The sequence below is a fragment of the Pseudomonas sp. NPDC089422 genome, assembly GCF_044749405.1.
In the GTDB taxonomy this organism is placed as follows: domain Bacteria; phylum Pseudomonadota; class Gammaproteobacteria; order Pseudomonadales; family Pseudomonadaceae; genus Aquipseudomonas.
On record NZ_JBIVHW010000017.1, the window covers coordinates 1 to 15,689 of the forward strand.

The 15,689-nt window shown below is 66.3% G+C and carries 10 protein-coding genes; 9 read left to right on the forward strand and 1 reads right to left on the reverse strand.

Annotation, left to right across the window (positions count from 1 at the left end):
• On the reverse strand, window positions 1–752 hold a 752-nt coding region (locus ACIPZ8_RS25420; RefSeq protein ID WP_400729195.1), incomplete at its 3' end, for a T6SS effector BTH_I2691 family protein.
• A 312-nt stretch (window positions 753–1,064) separates the two neighbouring features.
• Between ACIPZ8_RS25420 and mnxG the strand changes: the two genes are divergently transcribed.
• The 9 genes from mnxG to ACIPZ8_RS25465 all read left to right on the forward strand — a co-directional run bounded on the left by mnxG (window position 1,065) and on the right by ACIPZ8_RS25465 (window position 15,688).
• Window positions 1,065–6,917 (forward strand): manganese-oxidizing multicopper oxidase MnxG, encoded by a 5,853-nt coding sequence (gene mnxG / locus ACIPZ8_RS25425; protein ID WP_400729198.1) that lies wholly within the window; start codon window positions 1,065–1,067, stop codon window positions 6,915–6,917.
• A gap of 18 nt (window positions 6,918–6,935) precedes the next feature.
• Window positions 6,936–8,924 (forward strand): cytochrome D1 domain-containing protein, encoded by a 1,989-nt coding sequence (locus ACIPZ8_RS25430; protein ID WP_400729201.1) that lies wholly within the window; start codon window positions 6,936–6,938, stop codon window positions 8,922–8,924.
• A complete protein-coding gene (locus ACIPZ8_RS25435) occupies window positions 8,921–9,577 on the forward strand; it encodes an SCO family protein (protein WP_400729203.1) in 657 nt (218 codons plus the stop codon). The genes ACIPZ8_RS25430 and ACIPZ8_RS25435 overlap by 4 nt, the downstream gene beginning before the upstream one ends.
• A 23-nt stretch (window positions 9,578–9,600) precedes the next feature.
• Window positions 9,601–10,236 (forward strand): SCO family protein, encoded by a 636-nt coding sequence (locus tag ACIPZ8_RS25440; protein ID WP_400729393.1) that lies wholly within the window; start codon window positions 9,601–9,603, stop codon window positions 10,234–10,236.
• A gap of 3 nt (window positions 10,237–10,239) precedes the next feature.
• On the forward strand, window positions 10,240–11,757 hold the full coding sequence (locus ACIPZ8_RS25445) for an ABC transporter substrate-binding protein (protein WP_400729206.1): 1,518 nt from the start codon (window positions 10,240–10,242) through the stop codon (window positions 11,755–11,757).
• Window positions 11,758–11,769: 12 nt separating this feature from the next.
• Entirely contained in the window at window positions 11,770–12,411 is a 642-nt protein-coding gene (locus ACIPZ8_RS25450) for a SurA N-terminal domain-containing protein (RefSeq protein ID WP_400729209.1), read from the forward strand.
• Between the two features lie 237 nt (window positions 12,412–12,648).
• Window positions 12,649–13,182 (forward strand): response regulator, encoded by a 534-nt coding sequence (locus ACIPZ8_RS25455; RefSeq protein ID WP_400729211.1) that lies wholly within the window; start codon window positions 12,649–12,651, stop codon window positions 13,180–13,182.
• Between the two features lie 60 nt (window positions 13,183–13,242).
• Entirely contained in the window at window positions 13,243–14,925 is a 1,683-nt protein-coding gene (locus ACIPZ8_RS25460; protein WP_400729213.1) for a GspE/PulE family protein, read from the forward strand.
• The gene (locus tag ACIPZ8_RS25465; protein ID WP_400729215.1) at window positions 14,909–15,688 is read left to right on the forward strand and encodes a hypothetical protein; all 780 of its coding nucleotides are present in this window, start codon (window positions 14,909–14,911) and stop codon (window positions 15,686–15,688) included. The genes ACIPZ8_RS25460 and ACIPZ8_RS25465 overlap by 17 nt, the downstream gene beginning before the upstream one ends.
• Window position 15,689 lies beyond the last annotated feature (1 nt).

The following is a 15,689-nucleotide window of genomic DNA, read 5'->3' on the forward strand; positions in this document are numbered from 1 at the left end:
ACCGACAGGCTCAGGTCCAGGGCCAGGCCTTCGGCGTCGCTGAGCACCACCACGGCGGGGATCTTCGGTTGGGTGTAGGGGTAGTGCCGTGCAACGGCGTGCAGGCTGCCGGCGAGCAATGCCGAAGTGCGTGGCTGGCTGCTCCAGCTCAGCGACATGCGTTGCGCGTCCGGCTTGAAGTCCTCGACCCAGGTGTGCAACGCGCTGACCGGCAGCACATGGGCCTGGGTGGACGGCGCCTGGTTGCCGGCGATCAGCTCGGCCATGTGCAGCTGGCGCAAGTGCCGTTTGCGCATGGCCAGCGAGCCGGTGATACGTGCGGTCACGGCATTGGTCCACAGGTGCGGGCTGTAGGCGATCCAGACTTCCTTGGCGCTGGCCTCGCAGGTGTCGGCCCAGACCCAGCCCATCGCCCGGCCGGACAAGTAGCGGTCGCGCCGCTGGTAGTGCTCCAGGCACCGGTAGCGCAATTCCTTGTACTGGCCTTCACCGTCGTATTCGTGGATGACCAGTTTTTCGCCCTGGGTGCCTTTCATGAACACGTAGACATAGCCCGGACGGAGGGCGCGCAGGGTGTAGGCGGAGTGCTGCAGTGGAGGGAAGCCTTGCTCCAGGTCAAAGCCGGAATCGGTGTAGCGACAGGACGGGGCAGCGCCGGTACGTGGCACGATGGCGTAGCGCACTGGCAGGATCGGTACCCGTGCACTGCAGGCAGGGGGTGATGCGGCGCGGCTTACGGTGGCGTCATTCATCCGGTAATTCCTTGGGCTGGCAATCGGCGATCAGCTGCAATTACGCTGAGGCCGAACACTAACGAGGAAGCCATTCTTGGGGGAGCACCACTGTTCCTATTACGTTGAAGGAATTGTCGACACGTAATCCCTCAGTGATTCAATCCCCCCAAACGCCAATGCCTATCATCCCCCAATTCGGGGAATTCCCATGGGTAATCCTCCCCAATCGGTTCCGCTTCTCTTTCTAACTAACTGAAATTAAACGCCTCTCCCTTATGGCACACACCTTGCTGACCTCTTCGCAGTGTCCCTGTGTCCCGGAGGTGCAGCATGTCGACCCCGTACAAAGGCCCCGTCCTGACGTCCTTCGTCCTGGCCCTGTTTGGCTGGGAAGCGCCCGCCGAGGCCGCCGTGCAGTGTCAGCGCACCCTGGTGGCCAATGTGGTGGCGCTGGACCAGCCGCTGATGTTCAACCGCCTGGGCGCGCAAAACGCCAATGGCATGATGTTCGCCCTGCGCGAGGATGTGGTGGACGACCACCAGGTGCCGCTGAGCAAGGGCGGCGCGGCAGTGCCGGGCAAGGTCACCCTGCGCCCCGACAAGCGCCCGCGGCCGATCGTGCTGCGGGTGGCCGCCGGTGACTGCCTGACGGTCAACCTGACCAACCTGCTCGACTACAAGGCCAACCCCAACAAGCACGGGATCGACCCTGAAGACGGCGAGGAGGGCGAGGTAGAGGGCCCGGAAACCGACGTCGAGAACGGGGGCGGTGAACACTTCGTTGCCGATGAACAGGTGACCGACCGCCACGTCGGCTTCCAGGTCAACGGCATGCAGGCGGTCAACAGCATCGGCGACATCGCCGCCAACACCGGCCGCAACGGCAATTTCCTGGTGGCCCCCGGCAACACCCGCAGCTACACCCTGTTTGCCGAACGTGAAGGGGCGTTCGCCGCCACCAGTCAAGGCGCGACCTTCGGCGGCCAGGGGGGCGCCGGCAACGTTGCCAACGGCCTGTTCGGCCAAGTGGTGGTCGTCCCCAAAGGTGGGCGAACTTTCCGCAATACCCTCACTGAAGAAGAAATGCGCCTGGCAACTACCGGGCGCACGGCAACCGGCCAGCCGGTGATCGACTACCAGGCGCGGTACCCGCAAACCGAGCCATGGCTCAGCGAAGGCAAGGCCGGCAAGCCGATCATCGCCATGATCGATGGCAATGAGATCCTCAACAGCGAAACCGATGCCATCGTCATGGGCCCCAACCCCGATGGCAGTTTCCCCAAGACCACCTATCCGCTGGAGAGCATCGGCAAGCGCAATCCGGCACTGCCCAACCGCCTCGAGGCGTTCCGTGATTTTGCCTCGCAGTTCGCCGACGAAGTGGCTGCCACCCAGGCCTTCCCGGGCTACTGGGCCGACCCGGTGATGGGCCATGTGCTGGAACCGACCCGTGACTCGTTCATGATCAACTACGGCTCCGGAGGCATGGGCGCAGAGGTGGTGGCCAACCGCCTGGGCGTCGGGCCGATGCATGACTGCCTGTCGTGCGCCTACGAGGAGTTCTTCCTCAGCGCGCATACCGTAGGCGATATCGGCACCCTGGTCGATGTGCCGGCCAACGTCGGCCTGGAGCACATCCGCCCGGGCGAGGTGCCGCCGGCCAGCGCCACCGGGGTCAAGGCCAGCATGGCCCTGTACCCGGCGGAGCCGGCCAACGTGCACCACAGCTACATCGGCGACTTCACCAAGTTCCGCAACACCCACAACGGCCACGAGCAGCACATCTTCCACCTGCATGGGCATCAGTGGCTGTTCAACCCCAACGATGACAACTCCGACTACATCGATGCCCAGGGCATCGGGCCGGGCATCGGCTACACCTACGAAATCGCCAACGGTGGCTCGGGCAACCGCAACCGCGTGGCTGGCGACGCCATCTACCACTGCCACTTCTATCCGCACTTCGCCCAGGGCATGTGGGCCATGTGGCGGGTGCATGACGTGTTCGAGGAAGGCACCCGCCTGGAAGTCAGCGGGCAAGGCCAGAATGGCTACCACAGCACACCCTTCGCCCTGCGCAGCGGCAAGCCGGCAGCCGGCGCACGGGCCTTGCCCGATGGCGAGATCGTCGCTGGTACGCCGATCCCGGCCATCGTCCCGTTGCCTGGCAAGGCCATGGCACCGATGCCCGGCAAGGTGGTGGTGATACCCAAACTCGCCGCCGAGCAGGTGGCCGCCAATGACGATGCGCCCGAAGTGGAGGGCGACGACGATCACGCCCATGAGCCTGCGGCGCCCAAGGCGGTCGGCTCGCTGGCCCTGGTCGACCGCAGCGAAGCCAACCGCAACGCCGACGGCAGCTTGAAGAACCCTGGCTACCCGTTCTGGATCGGCGGCATGGAAAGCAGCGTCGGCAACCGCCCGCCAACCCCGCCGCTGGACATGCTCGACCCGGCCTTGGCCAAGCAGCTGAAGGAGAGCGGCAAGGCCCTGTGGGCCAACCTCGACCCGAACCAGGTCGACGGTTGGGACGGTGGCCTGGGTCGCCACGCGCTGGATGGGGTTTCTGCCGGTGGTGAGGCGGTGACCACCACCACCAAGCTCGACTTTTCCAAGGTGGTGCACAAGGCCAAGCCGATCTACTTGCCGGAAGAGGGCACCGACGTCGAACAGGCCGCCATGCAGTTCCACGCCAAGCCCGAGCACGCCAGCTTTGCGCTGATCCCCGGCAGCCAGCCGGTGGCCAAGGCATTCCGTACCAACGGTGCGCTGCCGACCGCAGGCGCGCCGTTCTACGAGCCCTGCATGGACGACCGCGGCAAGCGCCTGACCCAGTCCTCGGGTGTTGGCGAGTTCTTCAGCGGTGAGAGCCTCACCGGCATGAGCTTCCGTGGCGCGTCCACCTTCACCGCTGACCGCCCGCGCATCTACAAGGGCGCCAACATCCAGTTCGACGCGGTGTACAACAAGGTCGGCTATCACTTCCCGCAGGCGCGCATCCTGGCGCTCTGGGAAGACGCCTGGCCGGTGATCACCAAGCAGCGCCCGCCTGAGCCGCTGGTGATGCGCATGAACACCTTCGACTGCACGATGTACACCCACACCAACCTGATCCCGTCGTACTACGAAATGGACGACTACCAGGTACGCACGCCGACCGATGTGATCGGCCAGCACATCCATCTGCCGAAGTGGGACCTGACCGCCGCCGACGGCTCGGCCAATGGCTGGAACTACGAAGACGGCATTCTCTCGCCCGGCAGCGTGGTGGAACGGGTGCAGGCCATTCGCAGCTTCAACGGTTGCACCGAGGGCGATGCCCGCGATGGCACGGCCGCTTGCCCGAAAGCCAGGCAGCACCCGTACTTCGGGCGCTTTGGCCGGGCCGACTGGCTGGGCGCGCGCACCGCCATGCAGCGCTGGTTCGCCGACCCGCTGGTCAACGTGCACAACGTCGACCGGGGCCTGGGCACCATCTTCACCCATGACCACCTCGGCCCCTCGACCCACCAGCAACTGGGGCTGTACGCCACCGTGCTGGCCGAGCCGGCCGGTTCCACCTGGTACCACGCCGAAACCGGCGAGAAGCTGTACAACCCGGCTACCCGCCAGGACGGCGGCCCGACGTCGTGGCAGGCAGTGATCCAGACCGGCGACCATGACGGCGACGGCAAGAACGACAGCTACCGCGAGTTCTTCCTGGAGTACAGCGACTTCCAGCATGCCTATGAAGCGGGCGTGTACGTCGGCGCCGGCCCGGATGGCATGCCCAACGGCCAGGCCTATCCGGCCACCGCTGACAGCTTCCGCTACGCCATCAACCCGCCTGTGCGGCAGAAGGCCTCCAACCTGCTCGAGTCGGTGGTCGAGTCCCGTGGCGGCTTGAGCCCAGGCTGCCCCAGCCGGCCATGCCCGCAGGCCATTTCGGTGGATGACCCCGGTATGTTCGTCGTCAACTACCGCAACGAACCGCTGGCCTTGCGCGTGTTCGACCCGAACAAGGTCGGCCCGGATGGCAAGCGCGGCATGCAGGCCGACGGCCTCGGCGGTGACCTGAGCTACGCCATGCAAAGCCGCACCGACCGGGCGATCCCGGCCATGAACCTGGCGCCTTCGGCGATCACGTCGGCGGTCGGGCCAACCGGTGGTACCACCTTGTTCCCACCGCACATCAACAAGGCCGGTAGCGAGCCGGGTGACCCGTTCACGCCCATGCTGCGTACCTATTCCGGCGACAACGTGCGCCTGCGCCTGCACGCCGGCGGCCATGAAGAGGAGCACAACGTCACCCTGCACGGTGTGAAGTGGCTGCAGAACGGCTCCGGCTTCGGCAACAGCTCCAACTCAGGGTGGAAGGCCTCGCAGATGATCGGCATTTCCGAGCAGATGGGCTTCATGGCGCCGGTGTCGATGATCTCCAGCTCTGCGGCCACCAACGGTGATTACCTGTACAGCATGGATGCTGCCCTGGAAGGCTACTGGAACGGCATCTGGGGCGTGATGCGCAACTACACCGCGCAACGCGCCGACCTGTTCCCGCTGCCGAACAACCCACAACCGGTGGCCATGCGCAACACCGTCAACTTCGACGGCATCTGCCCGAAAACCACGGCCAACCCCAATGGCATCGGCACCCGCCCGACGGTCAAGCGCAGCTACGAGATCGTCGCCGCACTGGCCAACGACATTCTCGAGAACCGCACCGGCGTCAGCATCAACGACCCGGCCGGTATCGGCCAGCATGTCGGCGGCCCGCTCAAGGCCAACGGTGGCACCCTGGTGTTCAACAGCCGCAGCACAAGCATCCCGCAGGTGACTGTGGTCGACGAGGAGGACGGCACCACCTTCACCGTCGGCGGCCACAGCGCGCCGTTGCATGACCCGACTGCCGTGCTGTATGTGCGCAAGGCCGACCTCGACACGGCCACCGGCAAGCTCAAGGCTGGCGTCCCGGTAGAGCCGCTGGTGCTGCGTGCCAATGCCGGCGACTGCATCAGCATCACCCTGGAAAACCGCCTGCCGCTGGTGATGCCTGACTTGCCGAGCACGGCGGTGATGCAGAACGTAGTCAAGCGTGACCGCTTCGACAGCGAAGGTTCCACCGCCTTCAACAACAACCTGATGCGGCCCTCCAGCCATGTCGGCCTGCATGCGCAGTTGCTGGCCTACGACATCACCAAGTCGGACGGCGTCAACGTCGGTGCCAACCCGGTGCAGACCGTGCCGCCCCGGGCGGGTAACAGCGGTGCCTACCCGAGCCGGGTGTACCAGTACTACGCCGGCCACCTGGAGCGCGAAGGCAAGCCGCTGCTGCAACTGGGCCGCACGGTGGACAACATCAACACCACGGCGATCGAGTTCGGTGGCCTCAACCTGACCCCGGCGGATGTCATCAAGCAGCCGCAGAAGGGCCTGGTCGCCGGCATGAGCGTGCTGCCACAGACCGCGACCTGGACCGAGGACAACGCCAGCCGCGCCCAGGCCACGGTGAAGGTCAGCGGCCAACCCGACTACCGTGACCTGGTGACGGTGTGGCAGCGCTCGATGAACATGCGCTGGGCCGATGGCCGCCCGGTGGAGGGCATCGCCACCGAAGGCAATGGCGTGCCGGGCGATCCGAAGGACAACGGCAACATGGCGTTGAACTACAAGACCGAGCCGCTGTGGCTGCGCTTTGGCCTGGCGCCGGACGCACCGTTCGGCCATGCCGATGGCTTCGGTTTCGCCGACGTGCCCAATGCCCATATGGCCTACAGCAATGCACTGGTCGGCGGCGACCCGCAAACCCCGGTGCTGTATGCCAAGCCTGGCCAGCCGGTGCGCAGCCATGTGCTGATGCCAAGCGGTGGCAGCCGCGGCATCACCTACCAGCTCGACGGTCACCTGTGGCCGCTGCACAACTACCAGGCCGAGAAGAACGACCTCGATGGTTACCCGATGAACTTGCCTGGCATCGGTTCGGTGCGCTTCGGCTACAACCCGATGGCCATGTACATCGGCGCCCAGGAGAGCGTGCTGCCGGCGGCGCACTTCAGTTTCATGCTGCCCAGCGCCGGTGGCGCCAACGCAGTGCCGGGTGACTACCTGTTCCGCGACTATGCCGCCTACGGCAACCTCTCGGGGCTGTGGGGCATCCTGCGGGTGACCAACGACGCGCCGCCAGCAACTGCGGCGAGCCAGTAAGGCAAGGGGAGCGCGAGCATGAACAAGAACAAGAAGACTCGGCCCGCGGTACTGGGGATGATGCTGGGTGTGGCGCTGATCGGCCTGGGTGTGGCGTATGAAAAGCTCTGGTGCGACCCGCGCGAACTGCTGCAGGAGCCTGCCGACCCGCAGGCCCTGCACCGGCTCAGCCGCGATGGCGTGACGGTGGAGTTCGAGGCGCGGCCACTGGCCGGCAGCGATCTGCGTGAAGGGGCCTTTGCCAACATCCGTTTCAAGGTCACCGACCAGGCCAGCGGCCAGCCGCTGTCGGGCATGGCGCCGGGTGCCTGGATCGACCCGGCGCAGGCGGCACCGCTCGAAGGCGGCAACCGTGACCAGAGCTGCAAGGCCCGCGTTGCGCTGTTCCTCAAGAGCAGCATCGGTGCTCGCCCGCTGCTGGACCTGAACAGCTACTTCCTGCTGGTGCTGAACAAGGACGCCAGCCTGACCGTGATCGACCCGACGGTTTCGGTGGGCGGCATCACCAGTACCCTGGCGCGCATCGACCTGCCGGGCCGGCCGATGGACTGGGTGGCCACCGGGGACGACAAGCAGGTGTTCGTGTCGATTCCGGAGCGTGGCCAGGTGGCGGTGATCGATACCGAGACCTTCACCCGGGTGGCCACCCTGGATGCCGGCGAATCACCGGTGCGCATGGCGTTGCAGCCGGACCAGCACCGGCTGTGGGTCGGCAACAACAGCCGCGACCCGGCCAAAGGCGGGGTGACGGTGATCGACGTGCCCGCGCGCAGTACCCTGAAGTCGTTCGCCACCGGCTCCGGGCACCACGAAATCGCCTTCAGTGCCGACTCGCGCTATGCCTTTGTCAGCAACCGCGACGGTGGCACGCTGAGCATCATCGACATCCCCGGGATGCGCCTGGTGAAGACCCTGGAAGTCGGCCCGCACCCGCTGTCGGTGGCCTACTCGGCGCTGTCCCAGGCTGTCTACGTGGCCGACGGTGAAGAAGGCACGGTGCGGGTGATCGATGCCCGCAGCCATCAGCTGCGCCACATCGTCAAGGCCGAGCAGGGCCTCGGGCCGATGCGCTTCAGCAGCGATGGCCGCTGGGGCATCGTGCTCAACACCTTGGACAACCAGGCCCTGGTGATCGACGCCAGTACCGACACGCTGATCCACCGCGTGCCGGTGGCGGCCGAGCCGTACCAGCTGACCTTCACCAAAGGCTATGCCTACATCCGCGGCCTGGCCTCGCCCAAGGTCAGCATGATCAACCTGAGCAGCCTGGGCGAAGGGCGCCAGCCGATCGTGCAGGGCTTCGAAGCCGGCCCTGCGGCGCCACGCCAGGCCGGTGACCTTCCACTGGCCCAGGGGTTGTCGGTGTCGCGGGACGACAACTCGGTGTTCGTGGTCAACCCGGTGGACAACACCACCTACTTCTACGCCGAGGGCATGAACGCCCCGATGTCCGGCTACAACAACCGTGGCCACCAGGCCCGCGCGACCCTGGTCATCGACCGCAGCCTGCGCGAACTGGCCCCCGGGGTGTATGGCTCGACGGTGAAAATGCCGGCAGCCGGCACCTTCGATGTGGCTTTTCTGCTCAACCAGCCGCAGATCATCCACTGTTTCAGCACCGAGGTCGCCGCCGCGCCGGATGCAAGCAAGCGCCGGGGGGCGCATGCCGAGTTCATCGGCCTTGACCAGCCCATGCCGCAGCAAACGGTGTTCACCGCCAAGGTGCGCATCGTCGGCGACGACGGCCGGCCACGGGTGGGCCTGGACGACCTGACCCTGCGCTACTTCCTGGCGCCTTCGTCGCTGCCGCGCAACCTGCCGCTGGTAGAGGTGGGCGAGGGCGTGTACCAGGCGGCGCTGACCTTGCCCGAAGCCGGTGCCTGGTACCTGCATGTGCAGTCGCCGTCGCTCGGGCGCAAGTTCGCCGAAGAAAACTACACCAGCCTGCGCGTGTTGCCCGCCGCTGCGGCTACTGCTTCCCAGACCGAAGTGAGGAATGTGCGATGAACGCCAAGCATTCTTTCCAGCTGCTTGCCCTGAGCCTGGTATTGGCCAGCAACCTGGCCCTGGCCCATGCCGGCCATGACCACGACGGCCACGCCGGGCAGCCGCCAGCGGCGCACCAGGAGAAGGCCAGCGTGCGCTTTGCCGATGTCTCGCTGCTGAACCAGAACGGCATGCCGGTACGCCTGGAAAAGGACCTGGTGGGCGAGCACCTGGTGGTCATGGGCTTCATCTACACCAGCTGCACCACGGTGTGCCCGGTGGTGTCGTCGATCATGGGCAAGGTCCAGCAACAGCTGGGCGGGCGTGTGGGCGAGGAGATCCAGCTGGTGTCGATCAGCGTCGACCCGCAGCGTGACGATGCCAAACGCCTGCAGAACTACGCCAAGGCCTTCCAGCACGGCCCGGGCTGGAGCTGGCTGACCGGCTCGCAGTACGCGATCACCGAAACCCTCAAGGGCCTTGGCAGCTTCAGTGCCGACCTCAGCCAGCATCCGCCGCTGATCCTGGTGGGGGACGGTCGCACTGGCCACTGGACCCGTTACTACGGCTTCACCGACCCGGCCGTGCTGGTCGAGGAAATCAACCGCCTGAGTGCCCGCCGCGTGCACGCCAAGAGCACCGCCATCGCCGAACACAGTGAGGTGCAGCCATGAGCAGCGCAGCCCGCCACACCACCATGCGCAGCACCGACTGGCTGGCCCTGGTGGCCGTGCTGTGGATCCTCAGCTCGGTCGCGTTCGCCCATGAGGGCCATGCACCGGAGGGCCCCAGCCCGCAACCGGCACCGCCGACCATGACCAGCGGCGGTGGCACCCGCGATGCGCAGACCTGGTTCACCGACACCGTGCTCAAGGACCAGAACGGCCGCGCGCTGCGCTTCTACAGCGATGTGCTCAAGGACAAGGTGGTGATGCTCAACGTGATCTTCACCCACTGCACCGACGCCTGCCCGCTGATCACCCGCAAGCTGCGTGATGTGCGCGATGCCATGGGGCCGGAGCTGGCCAGCCAGGTGATCTTCGTGTCGATCAGCAGCGACCCGCTCAACGACACCCCGGCAGCGCTCAAGGCCTTTGCCGAGAAGCAAGGTGTGGACAGTGCCAACTGGCTGTTCCTCACCGGCGACAAGGCCGATGTCGACCTGGTGCTGGGGCGCATCGGCCAGTTCCTGCCCAGCCCCGAGCAGCACTCGACCCAGTTGATTGCCGGTGACGTGGCCGGCAAGCGCTGGAGCAAGATCCGCCCGGATGCACCGCCCGCGGCCATCGCCCAGCGCATGCAGCTGCTGGCGCAACCGCTGGCCGGGCGTTGAGCCATGAAACCCTGGGCAGTGCTGCTGAGCCTGGCCCTCTGTGGCCCGGCGCTGGCGCTCGACCTTACCCCGCATGAACAGGCCGGCAAGCGCCTGTACCGGCAAGGGGTATCGAGCAGCGACGCACAGCTGATGGCCCGGGTCGGCGCCAGCGACATCAGCGTCCCCGCCAGCGTGCTGCCCTGCGCCAGTTGCCACGGCACAGACGGGCGCGGGCGCGCCGAAGGCGGGGTGCGCCCACCCAGCCTCGACTGGCAGCGCCTGGCACTGGGGCAGGGTGAGCGGCAAACCAATGGCCGCAGCTACCCGGCTTACAGCGACGGTTCGCTGGCCCGTGCCATCCAGCACGGTGTCGATCCTGCGGGGCAGCGGTTGGACCCAGCCATGCCGCGCTTCGAGCTGACCCTGGCCGACCAGCGCAACCTCACGGCCTATCTCAAGCGCCTGGGCGAGGAGCGCGACCCCGGCGTGGAAGAAGGAGTGCTGCGCCTGGGCACCCTGCTGCCAGCCAATGGCCCGCTGGCAGACGCCGGGCATGTCGTGCGTGCCGTGCTGGAGGATGGCGTGGCACAGATCAACCGGCAGGGCGGCATTCATGGCCGGCGCCTGGAACTGGTGGTGGCCGATACCGGCACTGACCAGGACAGTGCCGAGCGCGCCTTGCAACGCTTGCTCGACCAGGAGCAGGTCTTCACGTTGATCGCGCCGCTGGCGCCCCTGCTCGATCAGCAACTGCCGACACTGCTCGAACAACGGGGTGTGCCGTTGATCGGCAGCACGCCGCGCAGCGGTGGCAGTTCACAGATTTTCGACCCCTTGCCGGGTATTGCTAGCCAATTGCTGAGTCTGGCCGAACATGCCAGGAGCAGCCTGGGCCTGGCCCCCGATGGCTTGCGCGTGGTGTACGCCGGCAACGAACAGGCTGCCTTGGCCGAACAGGTGCGCGAACGTTTGCGCCAGCAAGGCTGGGCACCGCCAGCGATCCAGGCCTTTGACGGCCAGGCCGTGGAAGGGCCGGGTATCGTCTTCGTCGGCCGCGCCCAGGCGTTTGCTGCGCTGACCCAGGCACTGCAGGCCGAAGGCCGTGAACCTTACCTGTTCGCGGCCTCCGGCCAGGTGGCGGCAGCCGTGGCCGGCTTGCCAGCGCTGTGGTCGCAGCGGGTATTCCTGGCCTATCCGTTCGTGCCGGAAGACTGGACCGAGCGGGGCATGGCGACCCTGGCCGGCCTGCAACAACGCCAGGGCCTCGACCCACGCCAGGCATCCCTGCAGGTCAGCACCCTGTGCGCCCTGAGGCTGTTGACCGAGGCGCTGAAACAGATTGGCCGCGATGCCAGCCGCGAACAGCTGGTGGCCGCCCTGGAGGGGCTGCACGATGTCGACACTGGCCTGACCCCGGCGCTGGGCTTCGGCCCCGGCAGGCGCCAGGGCATGGCCGGTGCCCATGTCGTTGCGGTGACGCTGCCCGGGCCGCGCTTTACCGCAGTAGCCCCGTACCGGCCGTTGCCGGACAGCCCTTGAACGGAGGTGGCCATGCGTATCCTGTTGCTGTGCCTGTTGCTGGTGGTCGCCAAGGCGAGCTGGGCCGACGTGCCCGCTGCGCGGGTCAACGGCGTGAACATCGACCTGATGCGCCTGGAGCGCTATTTCACCGAATACCTGCAAGCCCAGGGCAGGGCACTGACCAGCATCCGCAACCCGACGCTGTACAAGCGCCTGCGCGACCAGGCACTGGACGAACTGATCGACAAGGAGCTGCTCTGGCAGGAGGCGCAACGTTTGGGTATTCACATTGGTGATGAGCAGGTATCTGCCCAGGTTGGCGAAATCGAAGCCGCCTTCGGCAGCCCGGCGCTGTTCGAAAGGCGCCTGGCAGATGCAGGTTTCGATCGGGCAGGGTACGCTGATTACATGCGCCACGAACTGGCCGCGCAGCAGCTGTACGCCCAGCTCAGCGTGGTAGACGAGCCCAGCCAGGCCGACGTCGAGGCGTTCTACCAGGCCAACCGGCAAATCCTGCAAGGAGCGCAGAACCAAAGTGATAGTACGTCGGTCATACCCGAACCGGGCCTGGAGCTGGCCAAGGCTGCACTCATCGGCCAGATGCAGGCGCAGGCGCGCCAAGCCGTGCGCCAACGTTTGCGCGAATCCGCTACAGTGGAGATCGCTGACTGAGGCCCGCCAACGGATTTCCCCAAAGCTGGGGAATAACGGTTTGGCAAAGTGCCATCACTTCCCCCGGATGTGGGGAACCGGGCCTTCGCCTGTGTTGCAGGGTTTGGCACGGCCTTGCAAGATCAATGACTTACAGTGGTGCGAGATGACTATTCACGCCTGGCACGAAGCCTGCTCAAGCCTTGTCGAGGCCGCACTTCGCAAACCGGGTAACCGGGCAGTACTTGGGAGTCGACCTTGGTGAACAGAGTATTGGTAGTCGATGACGAACAGACCCTTGCGCAGAACCTGCAAGCGTACCTGCAAGCGCAAGGCCTGGAAGTTCACGTCGCCCACGACGGTGCCAGTGGTATCGAGCAGGCTCAAAGCCTGGCACCGGAAGTGATTGTGCTGGATTACCGCTTGCCCGACATGGAGGGGTTTCAGGTCCTGGAGACCGTGCGCAAGAACAGGCAGTGCCATTTCGTGCTGATCACCGCCCACCCGACTGTCGAAGTCCGTGAGCGGGCCGCCGAACTTGGCGTGAGTCATGTCCTGTTCAAGCCGTTCCCGCTGGCGGAACTGGCCCGCGCGATCTTCGACCTGATGGGCATCGAGCGCCAGCGCAGGGCCACTGACGATCCAGCCGAAGGGTTTGTCGAACGACGCCAGAACAGGAACGAATCGTTCCCCTTGCAGTTGTACGATGGCAGCTGGGTGTTGGCCGATCGCCGCCGTAATGGCGCCAAGCCCCCAGGACCTGACGACGAACAACTGCTCACCGGGGAATAGCGGCGCCCGCTGCCCTGGCCAAGCCAGCCTGCGACGCGCCCCTGAGCGGAGTCGCAGGCCATGTCAGACGTACTCGATACACGTGCAGGCAAGCACAGCGCCTACCCCCGCGAACTCCTGGCCCAGGCCCGCCTGCAAGCGGGCGACGAGCGCCTGCTCAACTGCCTGGAGCGCCTGGCCAACGAAACCCCCGACCGCTTCATCTGCCGCCTTGGCCTGACCCTGCATTACCCGGTGCTGGAAACCCAGGCCCTGCTGGCCAGCAGCCCGCGCTTCGACAAGGTCAGCCTGGCCCAGTGCCTGAAGCGCGAGTTCGTGCTGATCGAGCAGGAGGGCGAGCTGATCGGCGTCTTCGCCGACCCCTTCGACCACGCTCGCCTGGCCTGGATCGACGACAACCTGCCGGGCGCGCCGCTGTACCTGGTTCACGCTGCCGACCTGGCCACGTTCCTGGCCCGCCACGAAGAAAGCTTCCACGCCGTCGACGCCCTCGACCATGACGCCGAGGCCAGCGGTGAGATCGACCCGCTGCAACGCCTGTCGCTGACCAGCATCAGCGAGGACCAGAGCAAGGTGGTCAAGCTGGTCAACTCGACCCTCTACGACGCCCTCAAGCAGCACGCCAGCGATATCCACCTGGGGATGACCGGCCAAGGCCTGGTCATCAAGTACCGCATCGACGGCGTGCTCAATGGCGCTGGCAAGGCCAGCGGCAGCGCCTTTGCCGATCAGGTGATCTCGCGCATCAAGGTCATGGCCGAGCTGGACATCGGCGAGAAGCGCGTCCCTCAGGATGGCCGCTTCAAGGTTGCCATCGGCGAGCGGCAGATCGACTTCCGGGTGTCGATCATGCCCAGCATCTTCGGCGAGGACGCGGTGTTGCGGGTGCTCGACAAGCAGGACCTGTCCGACCGCGTCAGTGGCGTGCAGCTGCAGGCCCTTGGCTTTGCCGACGAAACCTTGCGCGCCCTGCGCCGGCTGGCTGCCGAGCCCTACGGCATGATCCTGGTCACCGGCCCCACCGGCAGCGGCAAGACCACCACCCTGTACGCGATGATCAGCGAGATCAACCATGGCGTGGACAAGATCATCACCATCGAAGACCCGGTCGAGTACCAGCTGCCCGGCGTGTTGCAGATACCGGTCAACGAGAAGAAGGGCCTGACCTTCGCCCGCGGCCTGCGCTCGATCCTGCGCCACGACCCGGACAAGATTCTGGTCGGCGAGATCCGCGACCCCGACACCGCACAGATCGCCGTGCAGTCGGCACTGACCGGCCACCTGGTGTTCACCACCATCCACGCCAACAACGTGTTCGATGTGATCGGCCGCTTCAGCCAGATGCAGGTCGACCCCTACAGCTTCGTCTCGGCGCTCAACGCCGTGCTGGCCCAGCGCCTGATTCGCCTGGCCTGCCCACACTGCTGCACCCCGTGCGAGGCCGACGACGAAACCCTGACCGCCTCGGGCCTGACCCGCGAAGCGGTAGCCGGTTGGAAGTTCGTCCGCGCCCAGGGCTGCGGCCAGTGCCGTGGCAGCGGCTATCGCGGCCGCAGCGCAATTGCCGAGCTGCTGCACCTGGACGACGACCTGCGGCAGATGATCGTCGAACGCCGCCCCCTCTCGCAGATCAAGCAGCTGGCCTGCCAGCGCGGCCTGCGCCTGCTGCGTGCCTCGGCCCTGGACCTGGTCCGTGATGGCCGTACCACTCTCGAGGAGATCAACCGTGTCACATTCATCTGAGCGTTTCTGTGCTGTGCTGGGTGCTGAAGGGGTCGGTCTCGGTCGCTGGCACGCCAATCAACATCAATGGTTTGGGAGCCGCGCGTTCACCTGCGATGCCGCGCAACCGGCCTGGGAAGCGGCCTTGCAAGCCTTGAGCGCACTGCTCGCCGACCACGCCGTCAAAGGCGCCCAGCTGCGTGTGCTGCTGTCGGCCCGCTACAGCCGCTTCTGCCTGGTGCCGTGGAGTGATGCCATCGGCCACCCACGCGAGCTGGATGCCTACGCCCGGGCCTGTTTCGAGAACCTCTACGGCCAATCGCTGGACGACTGGCGCATCGTCCTCTCGCCCGAGCCAGCCGGGGCCGCACGCATCGCCACCGCGCTGCCCGAAGCCCTGTTGCAGGGCCTGCAGAGCCTGGGCCGGGAATGCCGCCTGAACCTGCGTTCGGTGCAGCCTTACCTGATGGCCGCCTACAACCGCTGCTCGGCGCAACTGGAGCAGGGCGACTTCCTGTTCGTGCTCGCCGAGCCCCGCCGCAGCGTGCTGCTGCTGGCCGCCGGCGGTGCCTGGCAACAGGTGCTGGCCCAGGGCTGCGCCGACAGCGACCAGGCCCTGCAGGCGCTGATCGAGCGCACCTGCGAGCTGTACGGCGAGCATCTGCCCCGGGTCTACCTGCATGCCCCGGGGCGCGGCGACGTGCCGCAACTGGCGGCGGTGCAACTGTGCCAGCCGGCCGGCGACAGCGACCCGCTGTGCGCCATGTGGCGGGCGGTGGCCTGAC

Excerpts from the sequence above, each read along its gene's own strand:
- ACIPZ8_RS25450 (WP_400729209.1), top strand. The coding sequence starts at position 11,770 with ATGCGTATCCTGTTGCTGTGCCTGTTGCTGGTGGTCGCCAAGGCGAGC.
- ACIPZ8_RS25445 (WP_400729206.1), top strand. The coding sequence starts at position 10,240 with ATGAAACCCTGGGCAGTGCTGCTGAGCCTGGCCCTCTGTGGCCCGGCG.
- mnxG (WP_400729198.1), top strand. The coding sequence starts at position 1,065 with ATGTCGACCCCGTACAAAGGCCCCGTCCTGACGTCCTTCGTCCTGGCC.
- ACIPZ8_RS25460 (WP_400729213.1), top strand. The coding sequence starts at position 13,243 with ATGTCAGACGTACTCGATACACGTGCAGGCAAGCACAGCGCCTACCCC.
- ACIPZ8_RS25435 (WP_400729203.1), top strand. The coding sequence starts at position 8,921 with ATGAACGCCAAGCATTCTTTCCAGCTGCTTGCCCTGAGCCTGGTATTG.
- ACIPZ8_RS25440 (WP_400729393.1), top strand. The coding sequence starts at position 9,601 with ATGCGCAGCACCGACTGGCTGGCCCTGGTGGCCGTGCTGTGGATCCTC.
- ACIPZ8_RS25430 (WP_400729201.1), top strand. The coding sequence starts at position 6,936 with ATGAACAAGAACAAGAAGACTCGGCCCGCGGTACTGGGGATGATGCTG.